At 61.5% G+C, this 20,658-nt stretch carries 19 protein-coding genes and 1 tRNA gene; 8 read left to right on the top strand and 12 right to left on the bottom strand.

Annotated elements, in window-relative coordinates:
- Positions 1-31: 31 nt before the first annotated feature.
- The 10 genes from ASD58_RS25155 to ASD58_RS25110 all read right to left on the bottom strand — a co-directional run bounded on the left by ASD58_RS25155 (position 32) and on the right by ASD58_RS25110 (position 9,851).
- Complete coding sequence (locus tag ASD58_RS25155; RefSeq protein WP_057264320.1) at positions 32-958, bottom strand: acyltransferase; 927 nt, start codon at positions 956-958, stop codon at positions 32-34.
- Positions 959-1,132: 174 nt separating this feature from the next.
- Positions 1,133-2,743 (bottom strand): glycosyltransferase family 39 protein, encoded by a 1,611-nt coding sequence (locus tag ASD58_RS25150; protein ID WP_057264318.1) that lies wholly within the window; start codon positions 2,741-2,743, stop codon positions 1,133-1,135.
- 31 nt (positions 2,744-2,774) lie between these two features.
- Positions 2,775-3,518: an SDR family NAD(P)-dependent oxidoreductase gene (locus tag ASD58_RS25145; protein WP_057264316.1), complete on the bottom strand. Its 744-nt coding sequence runs from the start codon at positions 3,516-3,518 to the stop codon at positions 2,775-2,777.
- The gene (locus ASD58_RS25140) at positions 3,511-4,878 is read right to left on the bottom strand and encodes an FAD-binding oxidoreductase (RefSeq protein ID WP_057264314.1); all 1,368 of its coding nucleotides are present in this window, start codon (positions 4,876-4,878) and stop codon (positions 3,511-3,513) included. The genes ASD58_RS25145 and ASD58_RS25140 overlap by 8 nt, the downstream gene beginning before the upstream one ends.
- Positions 4,871-5,674 (bottom strand): glycosyltransferase family 2 protein, encoded by an 804-nt coding sequence (locus tag ASD58_RS25135; RefSeq protein WP_057264312.1) that lies wholly within the window; start codon positions 5,672-5,674, stop codon positions 4,871-4,873. The genes ASD58_RS25140 and ASD58_RS25135 overlap by 8 nt, the downstream gene beginning before the upstream one ends.
- Positions 5,675-5,697: 23 nt before the next feature.
- Positions 5,698-6,048, bottom strand: a complete 351-nt coding sequence (locus ASD58_RS31715) for a multidrug efflux SMR transporter (protein ID WP_057264310.1) — start codon at positions 6,046-6,048, stop codon at positions 5,698-5,700.
- The gene (locus tag ASD58_RS25125) at positions 6,045-6,884 is read right to left on the bottom strand and encodes a sugar phosphate isomerase/epimerase (RefSeq protein WP_057264308.1); all 840 of its coding nucleotides are present in this window, start codon (positions 6,882-6,884) and stop codon (positions 6,045-6,047) included. The genes ASD58_RS31715 and ASD58_RS25125 overlap by 4 nt, the downstream gene beginning before the upstream one ends.
- The gene (locus tag ASD58_RS25120; protein ID WP_057264306.1) at positions 6,881-7,672 is read right to left on the bottom strand and encodes a hypothetical protein; all 792 of its coding nucleotides are present in this window, start codon (positions 7,670-7,672) and stop codon (positions 6,881-6,883) included. Before ASD58_RS25120 ends, ASD58_RS25125 begins: the two co-directional genes overlap by 4 nt.
- The gene (locus ASD58_RS25115; RefSeq protein ID WP_057264304.1) at positions 7,669-8,826 is read right to left on the bottom strand and encodes an FAD-binding oxidoreductase; all 1,158 of its coding nucleotides are present in this window, start codon (positions 8,824-8,826) and stop codon (positions 7,669-7,671) included. Before ASD58_RS25115 ends, ASD58_RS25120 begins: the two co-directional genes overlap by 4 nt.
- Positions 8,826-9,851, bottom strand: coding sequence for a glycosyltransferase (locus tag ASD58_RS25110; protein WP_057264302.1), 1,026 nt, complete (start codon positions 9,849-9,851; stop codon positions 8,826-8,828). Before ASD58_RS25110 ends, ASD58_RS25115 begins: the two co-directional genes overlap by 1 nt.
- Positions 9,852-10,086: 235 nt before the next feature.
- On the opposite strand from ASD58_RS25110, the gene ASD58_RS25105 reads away from it, so the two are divergent.
- The 8 genes from ASD58_RS25105 to rffA are packed head-to-tail and all read left to right on the top strand — an operon-like array spanning position 10,087 to position 18,598.
- On the top strand, positions 10,087-11,634 hold the full coding sequence (locus ASD58_RS25105) for a hypothetical protein (protein ID WP_057264300.1): 1,548 nt from the start codon (positions 10,087-10,089) through the stop codon (positions 11,632-11,634).
- Positions 11,631-13,886, top strand: a complete 2,256-nt coding sequence (locus ASD58_RS25100; RefSeq protein WP_156401484.1) for a hypothetical protein — start codon at positions 11,631-11,633, stop codon at positions 13,884-13,886. The genes ASD58_RS25105 and ASD58_RS25100 overlap by 4 nt, the downstream gene beginning before the upstream one ends.
- Before the next feature lie 28 nt (positions 13,887-13,914).
- On the top strand, positions 13,915-14,604 hold the full coding sequence (locus ASD58_RS25095; RefSeq protein ID WP_057264788.1) for a WbqC family protein: 690 nt from the start codon (positions 13,915-13,917) through the stop codon (positions 14,602-14,604).
- Complete coding sequence (locus ASD58_RS25090) at positions 14,601-15,521, top strand: glycosyltransferase family 2 protein (protein WP_057264295.1); 921 nt, start codon at positions 14,601-14,603, stop codon at positions 15,519-15,521. Before ASD58_RS25095 ends, ASD58_RS25090 begins: the two co-directional genes overlap by 4 nt.
- The gene (locus tag ASD58_RS25085) at positions 15,511-16,224 is read left to right on the top strand and encodes a phosphoribosylglycinamide formyltransferase (RefSeq protein WP_057264293.1); all 714 of its coding nucleotides are present in this window, start codon (positions 15,511-15,513) and stop codon (positions 16,222-16,224) included. Before ASD58_RS25090 ends, ASD58_RS25085 begins: the two co-directional genes overlap by 11 nt.
- Positions 16,225-16,262: 38 nt before the next feature.
- Complete coding sequence (locus ASD58_RS25080) at positions 16,263-16,631, top strand: GtrA family protein (protein ID WP_200951700.1); 369 nt, start codon at positions 16,263-16,265, stop codon at positions 16,629-16,631.
- 12 nt (positions 16,632-16,643) lie between these two features.
- On the top strand, positions 16,644-17,435 hold the full coding sequence (locus tag ASD58_RS25075; RefSeq protein ID WP_057264291.1) for a trans-aconitate 2-methyltransferase: 792 nt from the start codon (positions 16,644-16,646) through the stop codon (positions 17,433-17,435).
- Positions 17,432-18,598 (top strand): dTDP-4-amino-4,6-dideoxygalactose transaminase, encoded by a 1,167-nt coding sequence (gene rffA / locus ASD58_RS25070; RefSeq protein WP_057264290.1) that lies wholly within the window; start codon positions 17,432-17,434, stop codon positions 18,596-18,598. Before ASD58_RS25075 ends, rffA begins: the two co-directional genes overlap by 4 nt.
- Positions 18,599-18,625: 27 nt before the next feature.
- On the opposite strand, the gene ASD58_RS25065 is transcribed toward rffA, so the two are convergent.
- Both ASD58_RS25065 and ASD58_RS25060 read right to left on the bottom strand, forming a co-directional pair.
- Entirely contained in the window at positions 18,626-20,392 is a 1,767-nt protein-coding gene (locus ASD58_RS25065; protein WP_057264288.1) for a glycosyltransferase family 39 protein, read from the bottom strand.
- 117 nt (positions 20,393-20,509) lie between these two features.
- Positions 20,510-20,585: transfer RNA gene (locus ASD58_RS25060), tRNA-Phe, on the bottom strand.
- Between the last annotated feature and the right edge of the window lie 73 nt (positions 20,586-20,658).

Below are 20,658 nucleotides of genomic sequence, written 5' to 3'. Positions count from 1 at the left end.
GCAAGGAGGCCTCCTTGCCGCTCTCTTGCGTTTACGCCACCCTGCGCATGAATGGTATCAATCGAAGGGCGCGCACGATGCCAAACGATATCGCCACGGCTGCCATCGTGCTGACGATTGGCCCAAGCCATTGATTGCTTACGGTGGGCGGCAGGCCCCAGTTGGCCGACAACTGGCCGACGATCAGGACGTGCACGCCGTAAATTCCAAGTGAACAATTGCCAATGGCCTGGATCGGGACATCGAGGCAAGGCGGTAATTGTTTCATTCGGAGCACTAGGGCGAATACGGTAGCGGAGAACAGGATGATATTAGGCGACAGGTTCGCATAAAACAGTTGCGATGGCACGCCGGTCTGGCTCGAGTAGTAATGCGTCAATACGGCGGTGAAGAGCGCCGCAGCCAGCAATAATGCGGCCCAGCCACGGGTAGTCAGGGCAGGGAATATCTTGTTGTGGTAAAGGCCGGCGCCAAGCAGCAGATAGCCGGTATTTCCGAAAAACTGCCACTGGTGCCAGGCTTTCATCAGGTCGTGCAGGCCGTTTGGCAGGAAAACATTAAATACCGTATACGCCGACGTGATAATCCAGGCGATCAGGTACAGGGACGTCTCCGAGTTTCCTTCCGACTGATAGACCCTGCGCAATACCGGGACGAAGAGATAGATGCCAACCAGCGCGTAGAGGTACCAAAGGTGGAAGGCAGCCTGCCCGTTGAGGAACTTGACGGGCCAATCGGCGGATCTGGTCCAGTAATAGGTCCAGAGGATATATACCCCGGACCAGAACAGCACGGGCGGGAGGATTCGCACGGCGCGCTTGGAGAAAAAATCGCGGAGCGACTCACTTTTTCCCAAGAGCGTCGCGCCGGCATTCATGAAGAACAGCGGCACGCAGACGCGCGAGGCGCTTGCGTAGATGTTTGCAGCAGTCCAACGGCTGGAAAACTCAGCAAACACTTCGCCGCTTTACGTGCAGCAGTACGACCAGTACGCATGCCAGGGCACGCAAGTAGGTAATGCGGAAATCCAAAACGCCCCCAAAGACGAAAAAAGGGCTAGATATTACATCTTTGAAATGTGCATTGGTAAATTATGTTCCGGTAGGCAATAGCGACCTGCCGGCCGCCGCGCTTATTGGGCAGGCTTGGCGGGGGCAGGGCGATAGGTCACCACGGTCAAGCCGCGGAAGTCCTTGCGTTGGACTGCGCTTAATGCCGGGCAAGCTGCCAGCTGTTCGGCATATTGCATACTGCCATGCTGCAGAAGGATGACTTGCTTGCCATCGGGCTGAATGGAGGCGCAAAAGTCCGCCGTATCCTGTGGCGACGAGACTGTCTGCAATTGGTATGCCTGGCCGCCTGCCGGCGCATATTGTTTGAGGTAATGATTGTAGAAGGCCGCATTGGCACGCCAGCCTAACAGCACCAGCTGGTTGGCTTCAGATATCTGAGACACATAGGCGGCCGCTTCGTTATATTGTTCGCCTGACTGCGGATGCTGGGCGTAATACTGTTTCAGGCCGAGCAGGCTGAACCCTACAAGGATCAGGGTGACCGCCGCCGCGATCACTTTGCCCGGCCTGATGGCGGAAAACAGCAGGGCGAACGACGCCAGCAAGATCGGCAGCGAGGCAGCAAAATAGCGCGGGTGCCACATGCCGGCATGGAAAGCGTTATAGACGCTGTAGCCGAATTGCAGGGCAATGACCACGATCAACAGCACGGCCAGCAGGGCCTTCTTCTCCATCAGGCGCTGCTTGATGCTGGCGCTGGAAAGGTACCATTGGCCATGTTCATCTCGACCGCACAAGGCGCAGATGAATGCCAGGGCCCAAACCGCCAGCAGCAATGGGCCAGCATTGGTGAGGAAGAAGTCGATGGTCTTCGGCAACATCATGCCCAGGATGTCATTCTTGCTGTAGGTGGTCCAGGCCAGGCCGCCCTTGCTGGTGAAGCGGAATGCCTTCCAGCTCAGCGCAAACCAGGGCGCAATCGCCAGCGGAATCAACAGCAGCTTGAAGAAATGCGCATAGCGCCTGTTCGGGATGATGACCAGGAAAAAATACACGGCGGACAGCAGGCCGTAAGTGAACAGGCCGGTGTAGTGCGAGTAGGCCAGCAGAATATAGACCACCACATCCAGCCAGAATGATGGCAGCGCTGCCTTCTCTGCTTCGGAGCCGGAGGTTTCCGCCAGCACGCGCCTGACCAGCAGGGTGACCGCGACGGTTGACAGCAACATCGTCAAAATATACGCGCGTACTTCCTGGGAGTAGGTAACGGCGGCAGGCGCAACGCAGAAGCACGCCGCGCCCAGCAGCGCCGGCAGATTGCCGAGCGGCTTGCGCAAGCCGAAATAGAAAGCCAGCGGGGCCAGCGAACCGAGCACTGCAGGCAGCGAGCGCAACGCAAAATCGGAAGATCCGAACAGCTTGGACCAGATGATCAACAGCAGCTCGAACAAGGGCGGGGTATTGTCGGCTGCCTTCCAGGTCAGGAAGGAATCCTCCATGGTCAGCTCGGGTATGACTTTGGAAGTGTGGCTGAGCCAGGAATGCCCGTTGCCGACGTCGAGCGCAGCGGCCACCGTGAACAGCTCATCCGACCAGAGACCGATGCTGGCCAGGGTGTGGAAGCGCAAGTACACACCGACCAGGATCACAAGCAGGGCCAGTAAGGTCAGGTATTTGCGGCTAACGCCGCTTTGCGCGGTCAGTGGCAGGCTGGTCGGGGTAGTAGACATCAGGGCTGTGATCTTTATAAGGGTCGCGGGTTTACAGCTTCATGCGCTTGAAGATGAATTCAGGGATATTCCTGATGATGAGCATGATGTAGCGCCAGAAGAACGGGAAATACACCACGTCTGCGCCCTGGCGCACGCGCTTCGCAATATGCGCGCCCGCCGCTTCGGGCGAAGCCATCAGGAAGGTGCCGGATTTCCCGGCCACCATCTTGGTGTCGATAAATCCCAGCTTGACGGTAATCACCCGCACCCCCGCTGGCGCCAGGCGGTTGCGCAAGCCTTGCATGAACGCGCTCATGCCGCTCTTGGCCGAGCCGTACAAATAATTGCTCTGGCGGCCGCGGTCGCCGGCCACGGAAGACAACACGCACAGGCAGCCGGAACCTTGCTGTTCCATGATATTGGCGGCGACGGACAGCGTGGTTGCGATGCCCACGTAGTTGGAGTCGATGATGTCCTTGATCGTGGCCAGCGATTGGCGTGCCTTGAGCTGGTCGCCCAGGGCGCCGGTGCCGGCGACGACAATGTCGAGCCCGCCAAGTTCGCGATGCGCAGCTTCCACCAGTTCCTGGTGCGTGGCGAAATCGCTGGTGTCGAACTTGTGCGTGGTCACCAGGGCGGCGCCGGTCCGCAGGCGCAGGTCGGCCGCGATCAGGGCCAGTTCTTCCGTGTTGCGGGCGGCCAGGCACACCAGATCGTCCCTGCCGACCAGATTCAATGCCACCTGGCGCATGATGGTCGAGGTTGCGCCAAGTAGGAGGATGCGTTTAGCCATCTTTATTTACCAGGTTAAGGCGTCTGGCCATGTCAGACGCGAACAGGTTGCGGGGATCGTAGCTGCTGCGCACGTTCTGCCATTCTTCGATGCGCGGGTACATGCGGTGGTAGGCTTGCGCCGAGACGCGACCGTCCTTGGCCAGGTAGACCCGGCCGCCGGCGGCGATGACGATTTCGTCCAGCTGGTCGAGGAAGCCCCACAGGCCCTCCGAGACGGGGAAGTCAAACAGGGCGCTGAAACCGTTGATCGGGAACGAGAGCATGCCGGCGCCGTCGCGCACGCGCTTGATCGCGGCGAAATAGGCTGGGAATTTTTGCTTGTGAGCGAGCACGTAGTCGAGCACGCGGGTCAGCGATTCCTGGGCGCCTTCGAATGGCAGGCAGCATTGGTATTCGACAAAGCCCTTGCGCCCGTACAGCAGGTTCCAGTTCGGCAGCGCGTCCCATGGGAACAGGAACGATCGCAGGTCGGCCTTGGATGACGGCTGGCTCCGGTGTTTCAGCGCGAACGCCAGGTTGAATGCCTTGTTCGACCAGCGATTGAAGAACGGCGCGATAAGCCCGAGCGGCGGGGCTTTCTTATCGGCCCAGATGGCCCCATCCTGCGGGGTGTCTTCGAGCGTGGAGGAAATGACATAACCGCTGGCCTGGCGCTGGTTCAGCAGGTCGAGCCAGGCCACCAGGTGGGTCGTGCCCGGCTGCGCCTGGACTTCCGCGATACGTTCCAGCAGCGCCGGCACGCCTTCGAACGGCAGCGAACGGTTGGCCGCCGTCTGCCCCGGCAGCGGGTGCAGGGCCACTTCCAGTTCCAGGATGATGCCGGTCATGCCCATGCCGCCCAGCGTGGCATGGAACAGGTCCGCGTGGTGCTGGCGCGAGCATTCGAGGCGGCTGCCGTCGGCCAGCAGCATCTGCATGCTGAGCACGGACTCGCCAAAGCCGCCGACTTGCCAGTGGTTCTTCGAATGGATGTCAAACGCGGCACAGCCGCCCAGGGTGATCTTGCTCAAGCCCGGCGTGGCAGGCAGGGTCAGGCCGCGTGGCGCGAAGGCGCGCATGACATCGAGCACGGTCACCCCGGCTTCGGCGCGCAGCACCGAGCGCTCGGGATCGAAGGACAGCATCCGGTTGACCCGTTCCGTGCTGGCCAGCACGCCGCCGGTGTTGAGCGCGGCGTCGCCGTAGCTATTGCCCAGGCCACAAGCGAGCAGGGAGGCGTTGGCCATCTGTTGCGGCAGCGCCAGGATGTCCTGCAGGCGCTCTGGGCGATACAGCGCCTGGGTGGCGTGGCGGTAATTGCCGAAGCCGTGGCGCTCGACGGTTTGCAGCGGCAGCGTATCCGGTAATGGCTTAGTCATGGGCGGCAGGCGTGCGTTCAGGACGGGACAGTGCCTTGCTGAAGGCTGCCCAGCTATTGCCCTGCATCTTGCGCCGCAGCCAGCAATAGCCCAGCGTGAACAGATACAGCGAGGATTGCCCCAGCACGTCGAATTTGCTGGTGCCTTCGCTGCGGTCGCGCCACGAATTGGCCACCACCGCAATTCGCGGCTTGGTCATGGTCGCGTTGATCGACATTTCGATGGTCAGGTTGAATTTTTCACCGTACAGCGGCTGGATCGCATCGATTACCTCGCGCCGGTAGCATTTGAAGCCGTTGGTGAAGTCGTCGTAGGCGAAGCCGGTAGTCCAGCCAATCAGCTTGTTGCCCAGGCGGTTCAGCAGCATCTTGAACTTCGGATAGCCCTCGACCACGCTCTCGGGCTGGAAGCGGCTGCCGAACGCGCAATCATAGCCCTCGGCAATCTTGGCGGCGAAGCGCAAGATGTCTTCGGGCGACTCGGAACCGTCGGCCATCACGATCACGACTGCGTCGCCGGCATAGTGCTGCAGGCCCCAGCGCACTGCGACGCCGTAGCCGGCCAGCGGCGGGGTATTCACGTAACGCAGGTGCGGAAATTCGCGGGCCAGTCCCTGCAGCACCGTTTCAGTGCTGTCCTTGCTTGCATTGTTGACGCACAGGATTTCATACGACATTGCCGCCGCGTCCATGGCTTGCGCCAGCACGCGGACAGTGGAGCCGATGCTGGCTTCTTCGTTATAGCAAGGAATCAGGATGGATAAGGCAGGAGCGGCATTGGGAAGGGCAGAAGTCACGGCAAATCCAGTAAAAAGACGGCTTATTGACGGGTGATCAGTACTACGCCGGCCAGCACCAGCACCACCCCGATCATGGACGAAGCAGGCATCGGTTCCTTGAACCAGAAGGAGGCGATCAGCACCACCAGCGCGATCGCGCCCGCGGTCAGAACCGGATACACCACGCCCAGCGGCAGGCGCGATACGGCAACCGTGTACATGACGAATGCGAGGCCATAAGACACCAGGCCTACGAACAGTGGCCAGTTGGTCAGCAAGGTCATTGGCTGTGCCAGCGATGGCAGTTGAAATGGCGGCTGGCTGGCCAGTTTCAGCATCACGCTGGCCAGCGCATTGAGCACAATGGCGAAGAAAACGCTTAACCAGATCATTGCTGTCCCTGTGCTGCGGCGCTGCCACGGTAGGCATTGCTGGCGCATTGCAGCGCGCGTTCGATGGCGTTGGTATGCGCTTCCGAGGTACTGGCCACCATCTCGATGGTCACCACATGTCCTGGCAGCGCCTGCGCCACCAGTGGGCCGATGCGGCGGTGATCGGTATCGGCGTCGCCCAGGGTGACAAGATTGCGCTCGCTGGCGTGGATGTGGCCGATCAGGCCGGCGCATTCTTGCAGTACCTGCGCCGGGTCTTCGCCATTGATGGTCAGGGCGCCGGTATCGAACTGCATCTTGATTGCTGGGTGGGCCACCTGGCGCACCACTGCCGCTGTTTCCGCCGCGCTGGTCATGAAGTTGGCGCCATAACAGGCTGGATTGGGTTCAAGGCAGACCGTCACGCCGCGTTCCTGCGCGATCGCACCCAGGCGGCGGAAAAACGGCAGCGCTACTGCCAGCGCCTGTTCGTCGCTCAAGCCGCTGCGGTCACGGTTCTTCGGTGAACCGAATACCAGGCGGGTGGCGCCCAGTCCCGCGCCGATGCGGCATACCGCATCGAGGTGCTGCAGCATCGCTTCCTGCGAAGCGGAGTCGCCGAACACGTTGAGGCCGGTGGTGCCGAACAGCAGGGCTTGCATGCCGGTGAGTTCGATGCCGCGCGCCGACCACCACGCGCGCACGGCGGCGATATCGTCGGCAGTAGCCTTGGCAGGGTCGGGAAAATATTTTCCCGGAGCGACGTCGATCGCGTCGATTGCATAACGCTGCAGCAGCGCGGCTACCGCCTCGTCTTCCGTGGTATCCCACGCAATATTGGAAATGGCCAGCCTCATGCTGCTGCCCCTGCTGCCGGCAAGGTGCGCGGCTCCGACTGGGCGTAAGCGCGCACGGCCTGGATGGTTTCGCGCGCGCTGTACTGGTATGAGCCGCTGCCGCCAAACAGAGCGGCGTGGCGGCTGCGCATGTCGTAACGGGCCGCCGCCCCCTCCTTTGGCTGCTCGAACGGCACGCCGAAGCCGTGTAGCGACAAGTCGGCCACGCTGACCGGCTCCGCGGTCAGGTGCAGCACCTTGATGCCTGCTTTCAACGCGATCTGGATGTCGTACCACAGATTGACCATGGGGTAGAACTGGAACACGCCGCGGCTATCGATGGCGCCAACGTTGTTCTGGTTCAGGAAATCGAAAATCACATTCTTGCGCAAGCCCGGACCGACCAGGCCCGGCAGCCGCACGATCAGATGATGGGGGAAATGGCTGGCGACAAACTGTTCCAGGCGATAGCGGTTCAAGCCGTAGGCATGCAGCCCGGCTTCATCGACCGGGGTGTCCTCGTCGACACCCAGCGGTGCGCCGAAGACATCGACGGTACTGATGAGGACGAAGGTCTTGCAGCGCACGGTCTTCAGGTGGCCGATCAGGCCATCGATCTTGGCGCGGTCGCCTTCCGGGTCGCGGTTGGCGATCCACTTCTGGGCCGGGGCGCCGGCGCACACCAGAGTGTCGAACTCGCGCTGCGCGATCTGGTCGATGTCGGTCGAGCGGAATTGCGCGCCGAATGTGGTTTGCCGGAGCAAGGTGCCGCCGACAAAGCCGCTGTGGCCGATAAGTGCATTGGTCATGCTGAACTCCTTAGGTCCGATATGCCCGCGGCAGCCACGAATTGTTCGGCGTCGAGCCTCTCAAGCACATCGTAAATATTGTCGATTTTGCCGCCCAGTACCGAGTAGCAGCCGGGCAGTTCGGCGTGTTTTTCAAACAGGATGGGGCGGCCGTCGTCGCCTTCGTTCTTGACCAGGACGGTCTTCACCTCAAACAGCGAATCGGCGTAACGCGCCTGCGCCATGCTTGGCAGGTAGCGCGCCACGTCGCGCACCATGCGATCGACCCGGGTCTCGCGCGCGTAGCTGCCGAGCTTGCTGTACGGATCGAGGGCAGGCGCGTCGGCCCAGTGCATGTGGGGCGTGTACCGCACGTGCGACAACGTATGCAGCTGCCGTGCAGGGAATGGCATCATCGAGAAGAACGGACCGTCCATGACCGTGATGCCTAGTTCCTGCAGCACGGGCGGCACATCCATCAGCGCCATCTCGGTGATTTCCTGCTTGAGCCGGGTTTGCGTGCCAGGGAAATCGCCGGCAAACTGGTTCAGCCCGCTGTACGTGCAGTTGAAGACGTAGCGGCACGTCACTTCGCTGCTGCCGTGGCGGTCGTCCAGCCTGACCCTGGAAGTCAGGTCCGGGCCGCGCGAAATCGCCATCACCCGTGTGTCAAAACGCAGTTCGACCGCGCATTCCTCGAGTTCGCGCTTGGCCCAGGCCGCGAGCTTGCTCGAATCGAAGGCATATTCCTCGACTTCGAACACGCCTTCGATCAGGCGTGGTTCGAACAGGTTCAGCAGGGCAGGATCGGCCGGCCGGACCGGCGCGCCGATTTCGCGGCAAAACCGCTCGAACTGCTTGGTGGTGACTTTGGAGTTGCGGCGCGCAATCGCATACAGCTTGGTGAAGTCCTGCTTGACCACCTGGGGCCAGTCGCGCACGAATCTTGGCAGGTTGATGCGGCTGCGGTAGGCGGTAGTGAAGCTGCGCGGATAGTGGTAGCCGTTATGGACGCGGGCCTGGTTGTGATACGAGGCGCGCTGCATCAGTGCCGACTCGCGCTCGACCAGCAGGACGCGCTTCAAGCCGCGCTGCCTGGTCAGGTAGATCGCGATTGCCGCGCCATAAAAGCCGCCGCCGACGATGACTGCATCGAACTGAACCGCCCCCGGCATCAGGCGACTCGTTCCGCGGGTGCCGCTGCAGTTGCCGCCGGCGCCGCGCCGACCACTTCGATATTGAGTTTCTCGCGCTGGGTCAGGCGCGCGCTGGTGAATTCCTGGCCAACGTGATACAGCGGCCCTTCATTGGTCAGGCTGGCCATGTGCAGGATGTATTCGCCGAGCACCAGCAATACCAGCGAAATCAGGAAGAACATGCCGGATTGCTGCAGGGACAAGCTGACCCAGCCCGGGGCGATGGACGTTTTGAACAGGCCGATGGCGACCACGTAGGCCGAATAGACCAGGTTGGCCACCGCGCCAAACAGGGACAAGGCTGTGACCAGGCGCATGGGAGCGCGCGTCGTCGAAACCAGCAAGCGCATGCCGCGGTCGATGCTGTCCCACAGGTTTTTTGAGGAAGACAGGGTCGGCGGCGCACTGTATTCAAGGTACTCGCGGGCGAAACCGCCGGTGGCAGGCAGGTGGCGGTAGGTCATCGCAGGCTGCGGGTGCTGCAGGATGAAGTTGACCACGCGCTTGCTGAGTACACGGTATTGCGGGGCATCCTTGGCCAGGTGGATGCCGTTGAACCACTTGTAGAGGTAGTTGAACACCGCAAAAGCGCTGCGGTAGGCCAGACCGTGAACCGGAGCCCGCGCATTGCGCGCAAACACGACATCGGCGCCGCTGACGGCTTTGTCCAGCATCTCCGGCAGGAACCCGATATCGTCGACCAGGGGATCGATCACCGTGACGAAGTCGCCCAATGCGTTTTCCAGGCCAACCCAGGAGGCGGTATCGGCGTCGACTTCCTTGGTCAGTGCGTAAACTTGAAGATTTGGCAATCCGGATTCGCCGGTCAGGCTTTTCAGCTTGCTGACGCTATTGTCTTCGGATGCATTATCGACAATGATGAGTTCGTAGTCGCTTACCAGGGGCGCAATCTTGGCCGCCGCGTGTGCAAGGATTCCTTCAATTCGTTCGGACTGGTTGCGCACGACAAAAACCACCGACAGAAAAACCGGGAAAAACGCCATTTAAAAGAACCTCCCTAAACGCGAACGGCGGACGTGACTATCCCGTTTGCATAAATAACATTAAATTTTAAGTGAGCCGGCGGTTGGTGTCAATTGAGCCGTGCGGGCCAGCGGGCGAACGATTGCAGGCCGACAAGCTGGTCATTTTTGCCAACTGAATAACAGCGGCAATGGTAGGATGTCGGCCTCACAACCTTCCCATTGTGCAACACGGCAACGCCTGCACCGCATAAAAATGACTGATAAAAAGCAGCTCGCATTGACCCTAGGCCTGGCTGGCGTCCTGGTTTATCTCTCGTTCATATGGCAAGGCGCGACCGGCTATAACCTGTCCGACGAAGGTTTCCTCTGGTATGGGGTGCAGCGCGTGCTTGCGGGCGAGGTGCCGCTGCGCGATTTCATGGCCTACGACCCCGGCCGTTACTATTGGTCCGCCGCGCTGCTCAAGCTGGCCGGCGCCAACGGCATCCTCGCCCTGCGCGCTGCCGTGGCGCTGTTCCAGGCAATCGGCTTGGGCGCGGCATTGTGGATGATCATGGCGGCCGGTCGCGGCCGCCAACTGGCCTATCTGGTGCTGTGCGGCTTCACCTTGTTGCTGTGGATGTGGCCGCGCCATAAACTGTTCGATGTCACGCTGTCCATCCTGCTGATCGCGGCGCTGCGCTACCTGGTCCAGCAGCCCGATGCCAGGCGCTACTTCGTGACCGGGCTGTGCGTTGGCCTGGCCGCAGTCTTTGGCCGCAACCATGGCATGTACGGCGCTCTCGCCAGTGCCGGCGTGATTGCCTGGCTGTCGCTGCGCCGCCGCGCAGGGCCGTCGCTGCTGCGCGGCGGCGCACTGTGGGCGCTCGGCGTGGTAGTGGGGTTTGCGCCGGTGCTGTTGATGCTGGTGTTCGTGCCCGGTTTCAGCCAGGGTTTCTGGAACAGCATCCTGCTGCTGTTTGAAGCTGGCGCCACCAACCTGAGCTTGCCGGTGCCATGGCCATGGAAAGTCCAGTGGGCTGGCCAAGCCCCCGGCGACGCACTGCGCGCGGTCCTGATCGGGCTGTTTTTTGTTGCCTTGCTGGTGTATGGCGGCTTGGCGATCGCGTGGGTGGTGCGGAAGAAATGGCGCAATGAATTCGTCGAACCGGTCTTGGTGGCAACTGCTTTCCTGGCGCTGCCGTATGCGCAATACGCGTTCTCGCGCGCCGATATCGGTCACCTGGCGCAAAACATCTTCCCGCTGCTGCTAGGCTGCCTGGCCTTGCTGGCCGCACAGCCGCGCCAGGTCAAATGGCCGCTCGCAATGCTGTTGTGTGCAGCCAGCGTCTGGGTCATCTTCGTGTATCACCCTGGCTGGCAAGCACGCCAGAGCGGCCAGTGGACTGCGCTCGAATTGTCTTCCGAGCGCCTGTTGGTCGATCCCGATACCGCCAACAACGTCAGCTTGCTGCGTTCGCTGGAGCACCGCTACGCCCCGGATGGACGGGCGCTGGCGGCAATGCCCTTGTGGCCGGGGGCTTACGCCTCGCTTGGCCGCAAGGCGCCGGTATGGGATATCTATCCTCTGTTCCCGCGCTCGGCCCGGGTCGAGCAGGCGGAAATCGAAAGGATGAAGCAAGCCCGCACCAGCGTGGTCCTGGTGCTGGATGTCGCGCTGGATGGACGCGAAGAATTGCGCTATCAGCACACCCATCCGCTGACCTATCGCTACCTGCTCGACGGTTTCACGCGCATCGACGGTGGCCCCAGCCCGGCATACCAGGTGTATGTCGCCAATGACCTGATCAAATCAAAGTGACTACTTTGCGTGACTTGAGCGCCATGCTGCCGGCGGGCAGCTACCGTATCGCATTCGCCTTATACCTGTTGCTGTTCGCGCTGCTCACGTTTAACTACTGGGGACGCGGGGAGGTGGTGGCGCCATACCGCCAGCATGCCGAACTGGGAATGGACGACACCGTCGATGCCCAGCACCGCGAAAACCGCAAATTCAGCGATTTTGCGAATGGCTATGTCCCCGAGGTGCAGCCGCAGGTGCTCGCACAGTCGCCGGGCTGGCTGCCTTTGTGGACCAAGCAGAACGAAATGGGCCGGCCGCTGTTCCACCTCTCCGGTTTCAGCATCGCCTATCCGCCGTCCTGGATTATCGCCCACCTGAGCGCCAATCCATGGCGCTTCCTGACCGTCCTGTCCCTGTCGATAGTGTTGCTCACCGGCCTCTTCGTACTCTGTTTTTGCCGGGAAACCGGCTTGGCGCCGATGGCTGGACTGGTGGCTGGCTGCACCCTGGCATTTTCTCCCTTCCTGGCCTACTGGCTGACTTTCCCGATGTTCGCCGCTGCGCTGTGCTGGAGCGCTATGGGGTTGTGGGGACTGGCGCGCCTGGCCCGCAAGCCTGACCTGCTCAGTTGGAGCATCCTCGCCTTCAGCGCATACAGCCTGCCAATGACGGCCTATCCGCAGATGGTCGTGTACCACGCCTATTTGCTGGCAGGGTATGGCCTGTTTGCCTGGTACCGGCAAGCGCGCGGCGACTGGCGAGGCGGCATGCGTTACGTGCTGCTGGCCGTCAGCGCTGCGGTGTTGGGTGGTGCGCTGGCGTTGCCGGTTTATCTTGATGTCGCGGGCGAAATGAACGATTCGCTGCGGGTGATGCCGCCTGCGTCCTTCTTTGCGGTGGTGCTGCCGCGATTTGCTACCGCGTTGGATGCCTGGAAATTTATTGCTTTCAGCTCGGTTCCGGAACTGCTTGGCGAGCCGATGGCGACTACATTCCCGCATCCTTACAACGGAATCAGCCTCACGCTGCCTATGCTGTTCTTTGCCGTGGCTGCGCTGTTTACCCGGCTGCGCCAGCATTGGGGGTGGTGGCTGGCAGTCCTGAGCCTTGGCCTGCTGACGTTCGTGGAGCCGATTTACCTGTTTGGCGTGCAGCACCTGGGCTTCAATTTGTCCCGTACCAATCCACTCTGTTGCCTGCTGCTGCCGCTGGCGATCATCACGGCGTATGGCGTTGACGGCCTGCTCGGCTTGCCGCTTGCTGCCTGCCGCTCGCGGGCTGTGTGGATTGCCGGCAGCGCCGCTGCGGCGGCGATTGGTGCTGGCTGGTTGCTGAGCCGGAGCGCCGGCATGCCCATCCGTCCGCTGGTACTGGCCGCCATGCTGGCCATGCTGGCGCTGCTGCTGTGGCAGCGCTGGAGCAGGCACCCGGCCCTGATGCTGGCCGTGACGGTCGGCTCGCTGGTGGTCACCACGGCGCCGTTGATGCTGCATCAGGATCCAGGCCAGATTGTTACGACCTCGCCCCTGGCCGAGATGATTCGTGCCGAGCTGACGGCGGGCGCACGCTTTGCCGTTGCCGCGCCAGGGTTGCCGGTATTGCCGCCGAACTTGAACGCCAGCGCCGGGCTGGCATCGGTGCACAGTTACAACAGCCTCTCGCCGCGCCGCTATCACGCCCTGATCCAGTCGCTCGGCGGTGAGGTGCTGACCTTCGGCCGCCTGAACAACAGCATCGCCCCCGACTATGGCGGCAGCATGTTCTGGATGAGCAACGTCGGCGTGATGTTGTCGCCAGCACCGCTCGAGCATCCCAACCTGCGCTTGTTGGCCAATCAAGCCGGCATCCATCTGTACAAGGTGCAGGACCGGATGGGAGAGGCGATCCAGTTGGCGGCAGTCACAGCAGAGGGGGCGCGCGAAGTGAAGCTGGATGACCCGCGCCGGCTGCCCCGGCTGCCAACGGCAAAGCGGCTCGATCAGACCGACCTGATGGAATTCGACGTCACCCCAGGCCAGCCGTCATGGCTGGTATTGAGCCAGAAATACCATCGGGACTGGCAGGCGCAGGCGCTGGTCGGCGGCAGCTGGCAAGCGGCTGCGACCACGCCGGTCAATGGCATATTCCAGGGGGTGAAGCTGGCACCGCAAGCAACGCAGGTGCGCCTGCGCTTCATGCCGCATGTCCGGCACGCCTGGATCGCCCATGCATTCTGGCTGTTGCTGCTGGGGGGGCTGGTGGCGCGGCGGCTGCGGGGCCGGAAGATATAATCGACATCCCCGCAAAAAGTAGATGCTGATGAAAAAAGTTGCAATTCTGCAGTCCAATTACATCCCGTGGAAGGGCTATTTTGACCTGATTGCCGCCGTGGACGATTTTATCCTCTACGACGACATGCAGTTTACCAAGAATGATTGGCGTAACCGTAACCTGATCAAAACACCCAACGGGGTGCAATGGCTGACGGTGCCAGCCGGCCAGGATATCCGCCGCCGCATCCGCGACGTCAGCCTGCCGGACAGCTCATGGCAACGCAAGCACTGGACGACATTGCAGAACAATTACGCCCGTGCGCCTTACTTTAAGGAAGTTGCTGGCTGGCTGGCCCCGCTCTACCTGTCCGAGGCGCATCACAACCTGTCCGCGCTTAACCGGCAGCTGATTGTCGCCATATGCAACTACCTTGGCATTCGCACTCGCATCCATAATTCCTGGGATTTCACGCTCGCTGAGGGGCGTACCGAGCGCCTGGTATCGCTGTGCCAGCAGGTAGGCGCGCGCGAATACCTGTCCGGACCGGCGGCCAAGGAATACATGGAACAGCCACTGATGGAAGCTGCCGGCATCAAGCTGACGTGGTTTGATTACGCCGGCTACCCGCCGTATCCACAGCAGTGGGGCGAGTTTACCCACCATGTTAGTATTGTCGATTTGCTGTTCAACTGCGGACCCGAGGCGGCCCGCTATATGAGGTATGTTGGCCAATGAAAATATCGATTGTCGCCACGCTGTATCAATCTGCGGCTTACATCAGCGAGTTCCACCAGCGCGCCAGCGCGGCGGCACGCGCGCAGGTCGGCGATGATTACGAGATCGTATTCGTCAACGATGGCTCGCCGGATGCCAGCCTGGCCCTGGCAGTCCAGTTGAGTGCCCAGGATGCCCACGTCGTCGTCGTCGACTTGTCGCGCAATTTTGGCCACCACAAAGCCATGATGACAGGCCTGGCTCATGCCCGCGGCGAACGCGTGTTCCTGCTTGATGTCGACCTCGAGGAAGATCCGGAGTGGCTGGCAGCGTTTTGCGCCCAGCTCGATGCCGACGGCTGCGACGTGGTATACGGCGTCCAGGAAGCACGCAAGGGGGGCTGGTTCGAGCGCTGGAGCGGCCAGTGGTTCTGGTCCCTGTTCAATGCATCGACCGGGCTCGGCCTGACTCCCAATATTGTCACAGCACGGGTCATGACCCGCCGCTATGTCGAAGCCCTGCTGCTGCACGACGAGCGTGAAGTGTTCATGGCAGGCCTGTGGCACATCACCGGCTTTGACCAGCGTGCTCAGGTCGTCAACAAGAAGGCCAGGTCTGGCTCCAGCTATACGCTGCGCAAAAAGATTGCATTGCTGGTCAATGCGGTGACCTCGTTCAGCAATGCACCGCTGATCGGCATCTTCTATCTCGGCGCAGGTATTTCCTTGATCGCGGGCGCCTATACCGTCTTCCTGCTGCTGAATTGGCTGCTTTGGTCCAAGCCGATCAGTGGCTGGACGTCCGTGATGGCATCGATCTGGATGCTGGGTGGCCTGGTGATTTTCTTTATCGGCCTGGTTGGCGTCTATCTGTCGAAGATGTATTCGGAGACCAAACGTCGCCCCTACACCATTGTAAGGCGGGTTTATGGACGATAAACAGCCGAAGCGCGTCGTATTCCTGTGCTCGGGCGGCGGCGGCAACCTGCGGTTTGTTCATCAAGCCATTGCCCAGGGCTGGTTTGGCGCGGCCGAACTGGCGGCAGTATTTACTGACCGGGAATGTCCGGCAAATGCCTATGCCAGGAGCGCGGGAATCGCCGAAGCCTGCATCGATTTCGGCGATACCGGCCAGGATGCGCTGCTGGCGGCGCTGGATGGCTTCCAGCCGGACCTGGTGATCACCACGGTGCACCGGATCCTGGCCGCTGCCGTGACCGGCAGGTATCGTGGCCGCCTGATCAATTTGCATTATTCGCTGCTACCCGCATTCGGCGGCTCGATCGGCGTGCGGCCGCTGCGCGACGCGCTGGCCTACGGCGTGCGTTTTGCCGGCGTGACTGTGCACGAAGTCGACGAGACGCTGGACGGCGGCCGGCCGCTGGTGCAGGCAGCCATACCGGTGCGCGACGGCGACGAGGCGGAAAGCCTGATGGACCTGGTGTTCCGTTGCGGCTGCCTGGCGCTGGCTGCCGGCATCGATCTTCGGTTGCGCGGGCGCGCCGCCGCTGGCCGGGCGGAGGAAGAAGCAGTACTGCTCAAGCAGCGCCTGTGCCTGTTCAGCGCGGCCGTTGGCAGCTATCCGGAAATTCAGTCCGAAGCATTCTGGGCAGCCTTGCGCGCCCCTGCCGCCCAGGGATGATGCGCAGGCTTGGCATGGAGCGGTTGCGGACGTCGCATATGCAATTGCTGCGCTACCTGCTGGTTGGCGTGTTGAGCAACAGCGTCGGCTACCTGGTATTTTTGTTGCTCGCTTGGTGGGGGGGCGCACCCAAGGTGGCCATGACGCTGGTGTATGTCATTGGCGCACTGACCGGGTTTGTTGGCAACCGGAACTGGACTTTCCGGGATCGCGGCGGGACAGGACGCAGTGCGTTCTATTATTTCCTGGCGCATGGTTCGGGCTACAGCTTGAACTGGCTGTTGCTGTACGTTCTGGTCGACCGGTTCGGCTACCCTCACCAGGTAGTGCAGCTCGTGGCAATGGTGCTGGTGGCACTGGTTTTGTTTGTCGAACTTAAATATCTCGTTTTCCGGGAGAAAGGGTAAGGCGTTCGTCCCATGCAGATCGGCTTCAAACCGCACTATTTCGAAGAACTGGCCGCCTTGGAGGCCAGGAATTTTTGGTTCCGGTCGCGCAACAAGCTGATACTCTGGGCGTTACGCTCTTATCAGCCGGGCATGCGTTCCTTCCTGGAGATCGGCTGTGGAACGGGATTTGTATTAAGTGCGGTTGCCGAGCAATTTCCGCAGGCGCGCATGGCCGGAAGCGAGCACATGGCCGAAGGCCTGGACTATGCACGGCAGCGCGTCACCCGCGCCGAATTCTGCCAGATGGATGCACGCGCCATGCAGTACCGCGAGGAGTGGGATGCGATCGGCGCGTTTGACGTGATTGAACATATTAAAGAAGATGAGCTGGTACTGGATCGTATCTACGCCGCGCTGAAACCGGGCGGCCATGTTTACATCACGGTGCCCCAACACCGCTGGCTATGGAGTGCGGTCGATGAGTACGCTTGCCATGAGCGGCGCTACACGGCTGATGAATTGCATCTGAAGGTTGCCGCGGCCGGATTCGAACTCGTGCGCAGTACCTCGTTCGTCAGCCTGTTGCTGCCGATGATGCTGGCATCGCGACTGGCGATGCGCGGCCGGAAGAACATCAGCAGCGACGATATTGCCGGCTTGCGTGTTCATCCTGTGCTGAACCGCCTGCTCGAAGTCGTGCTCGGCGTCGAGCTGGCTTGGATCCGTTTTGGCGGCTCCTGGCGATTGGGCGGCACGCGCCTGTTGGTGGCAAGGAAATCGAGCAGCGTTGAAGTAAAACAGAAGGAAATAATTGCATCATGAGTGACAAACAGATTCCATTCAACTGGCCTTACATGACGGGCAAGGAGTTGCATTACATTGCCGAGGCCCACTTCAATGGCCGGCTGGCGGGCGATGGACCGTTTACCAAGCGCTGCCATGCATGGCTGCAGCAGCGGACCGGCAGCAGCAAGGCTTTGCTGACCCATTCCTGTACCGCAGCGCTGGAAATGGCTGCGCTGCTGCTGGATATCCGTCCCGGCGATGAAATCATCATGCCGTCCTACACCTTCGTATCGACGGCCAATGCCTTTGCCTTGCGCGGCGGCGTGCCGGTATTTGTCGACGTCCGTGCCGACACCCTGAATCTCGACGAGCGCCTGATCGAAGCGGCCATCACGCCGCGCACCCGCGCTATCGCCGTCGTGCATTACGCCGGCATCGCCTGCGAGATGGACACCATCTTGGACATCGCCCGCCGTCATGGGCTGGCTGTGGTCGAGGATGCCGCCCAGGGGGTGATGGCAAGCTACAAGGGCCGGGCGCTGGGCGCGATCGGCGACCTCGGCGCATACAGTTTCCACGAGACAAAGAATGTCATCGCCGGGGAAGGTGGCGCCTTGTTGGTGCGCGATCCGGCGCTGGTGTTGCGCGCGGAGACCGTTCGCGAGAAAGGCACCGACCGCAGCCGCTTCTTCCGCGGGGAAGTGGACAAATACACCTGGCAGGAAGTGGGGTCGTCGTTCTTGCCGGGCGAACTGGTGGCCGCGTTCCTGTGGGCGCAGCTTGAGCAGGCGGATGCCATCACTCGCGAAAGGCTGGCGCGCTGGGAGTATTACCATGACCTGCTGGAGCCGCTGGAGGACTCCGGCGCGCTACGGCGCCCGGTGATTCCGGCCGAGTGCGCGCACAACGCGCACATGTATTACGTCTTGCTCGGTGCCGGACTGGATCGCCAGGCCGTGCTGGACGAACTCAAGCGCAACGGGGTTGGCGCAGTGTTCCACTATGTTCCTTTGCATTCCTCGCCGGCAGGCCAGCGTTATGGCCGGGCCCATGGCCGCCTGGAAGTTACCGACTCGCTGTCGGAACGCCTGGTCCGCTTGCCACTGTGGATGGGGATCACGCCACAGCAGCAGGAGAAAGTCGTTGAGGTATTAAGTGCCAGTGTGGCGCGCTTGGGCCAACTGACCTGTGCCAGCTAGCTCAAGGCCACGCGCGCCAGCAACCCTTTACGGGACGATCTGGTATAGCAGTACCGGACCGTCCTGATGCACCAGCGTGAAGGATTGCGCAAATCCTGGCCGGGTATTGATGCTCGGCCATTGAGCGGTGTTGATCATCAGGCTGGAGTACCCGGCCTGACGCAAGCGCTTGGCCAGGTCTAGCGGGGCCAGGTCTGCCAGATCGCGATAGCGCCCTGGGCCAAAATGATCGCCGCCGGTTCCGGGCGGAGCGTAGTAGAGCCCGCCTTCCAGGCCGAACTGGTAAGTCCGGCCCATCGGGTGTTCACGCAAATAGGCCATGACCGGGTAACCGGCAATCTCCTTCTGCAATACTGCTGCGCGCGCGGCGGCAGTCGGAGCCACCAGTTTCCAGCTCTTGTATTCCTTTTTCAGCGAAACCGGCAGCACGACCAGCAAAGCCAGGGCGACGCTGGCCGCGGCGGCTTTGTAGGGCAGCCTGGACTCGGGATCACGGGCCAACCGGCTGCTTGCCGTAACGAACAGCCAGTGCCAGACGGCTGCTGCCAGCAGCGCCAGCACAGGGTAGAACGGCATCAGGTAGCGCGGGTAGCGCGAGGTCAGCAACCAGACGGCCATGCCGGCAGCGGCCAGGATCATGGCCGCTGGCGCGCCCGGCAGCCGGCGTACTTTGGCGATAAATGGTGCCAGCAGCGCTGGCCAGATCACCCAGCTTGGCCAGCCTGCGTTACGCTTGATGTCCTCAAGCTGCCACTGATAATCGGCCAGGTTCCAGTCGCTGAAACCGAACAGCTTGCCGCCGATCGGGTTGAACGGGTCACCGGTCAGCACGTAGTTCCGCACGTACCAATAGGCACAAGGCAGAAGCAGGGCGGCGGCGGCGATGGGCCAGTTGCGCGGCGAGCGTGTCTTGATCAGCAAGGCGATTGCCAGCAGCGGCAGTACCTGCAGCGCCTGGTACTTGATGCCAGCTGCTACGCCGAGCATCAAGCCAGCGAAGGCCAGCAGTGCGCGGCGCTGGGGCTGCTGCTGCCAGAGGTGGAAAACCAGGCAGCCGCCGAATATGAACAGGGCGGCGCTGGTGTCGACCATCGCATTGTCGAATTCTTCCCGCGTCAGGGACAGGAAAATGATGGCAGCGATGAAGGCCGCGCTTTTGCCGGCATAGCGCTTGCCGGCCTGGTAGACCAGGAAGGCGGTAAGCCAGGCGGCTAACGCGCTGAGCAGGTGCGGCATCACATCGTCATACGTTAGCAGGGCGGCGCTGAACAGCAGGTTGGCATTGTAGGGGAACCATGGATAGCGCAGCCATTCGTTGACGCTAAGCTTGCCGTTCAGCGCCCATTGCCTGGCGTGCGGCAGGTGGTACATCACTTCGTCCCAGGCCAATGGCGGGCACAGCGGGGCGATGACGGTTGGCAGCACCAGCAAGGCGATCAGCAACACGGTGCCGCGTTCGGCCCAATTTGCAGCCTGCCAGCGCTGCGCCAGCGATGGAACGCTGCGCGCCGGCAGGGCGCGCCACTCCAGCAGGCACAGGGCCAGGCCGAGTCCTAGCGCAAGCAGCAGAGGCAACAGACGCAGCTGCCCGGCGATGGCCAGCCATTGGACCAGGCAGATATAAATGCCGATGCCGAGTGCCGCTGCGATGCCATGCCATAAAGGCATTTCTTCGGGCGGGGCGCCCCCCTGATTCACGCGCCGCAGCAGGGCCCGGCCGGCACCCCAGCAGGCGAACACGAAAATCAACAAGGCAAAATAATGGGTAAGCGCGTAGACGATTTTGTCGATCATGTGCAGGGAGCGGCGTAGGTTGAGGGAGGGCGGCGCTTGTAATCTTGTCAAACGAAATTATATGGCCAGAAAGCAAAAACGCCGACCACAAGGGTCGGCGTTCTCACTTTTTATTCTTGGTGGCCCGGGGCGGAATCGAACCACCGACACAAGGATTTTCAATCCTCTGCTCTACCAACTGAGCTACCAGGCCAAGGCGCGCAATTATAGCAGACTGGATTTCCTTTTGCCAAGCCCTCGGCCCGGTGCGATAGAACGTTGTCGTG

Origin of the sequence: Duganella sp. Root1480D1, from assembly GCF_001427305.1 — a bacterium.
Classification (GTDB): Bacteria; Pseudomonadota; Gammaproteobacteria; order Burkholderiales; family Burkholderiaceae_D; genus Rugamonas.
Note: the sequence above shows the minus strand (reverse complement) of the source record. Positions and strands in the feature narration are given on the sequence as shown.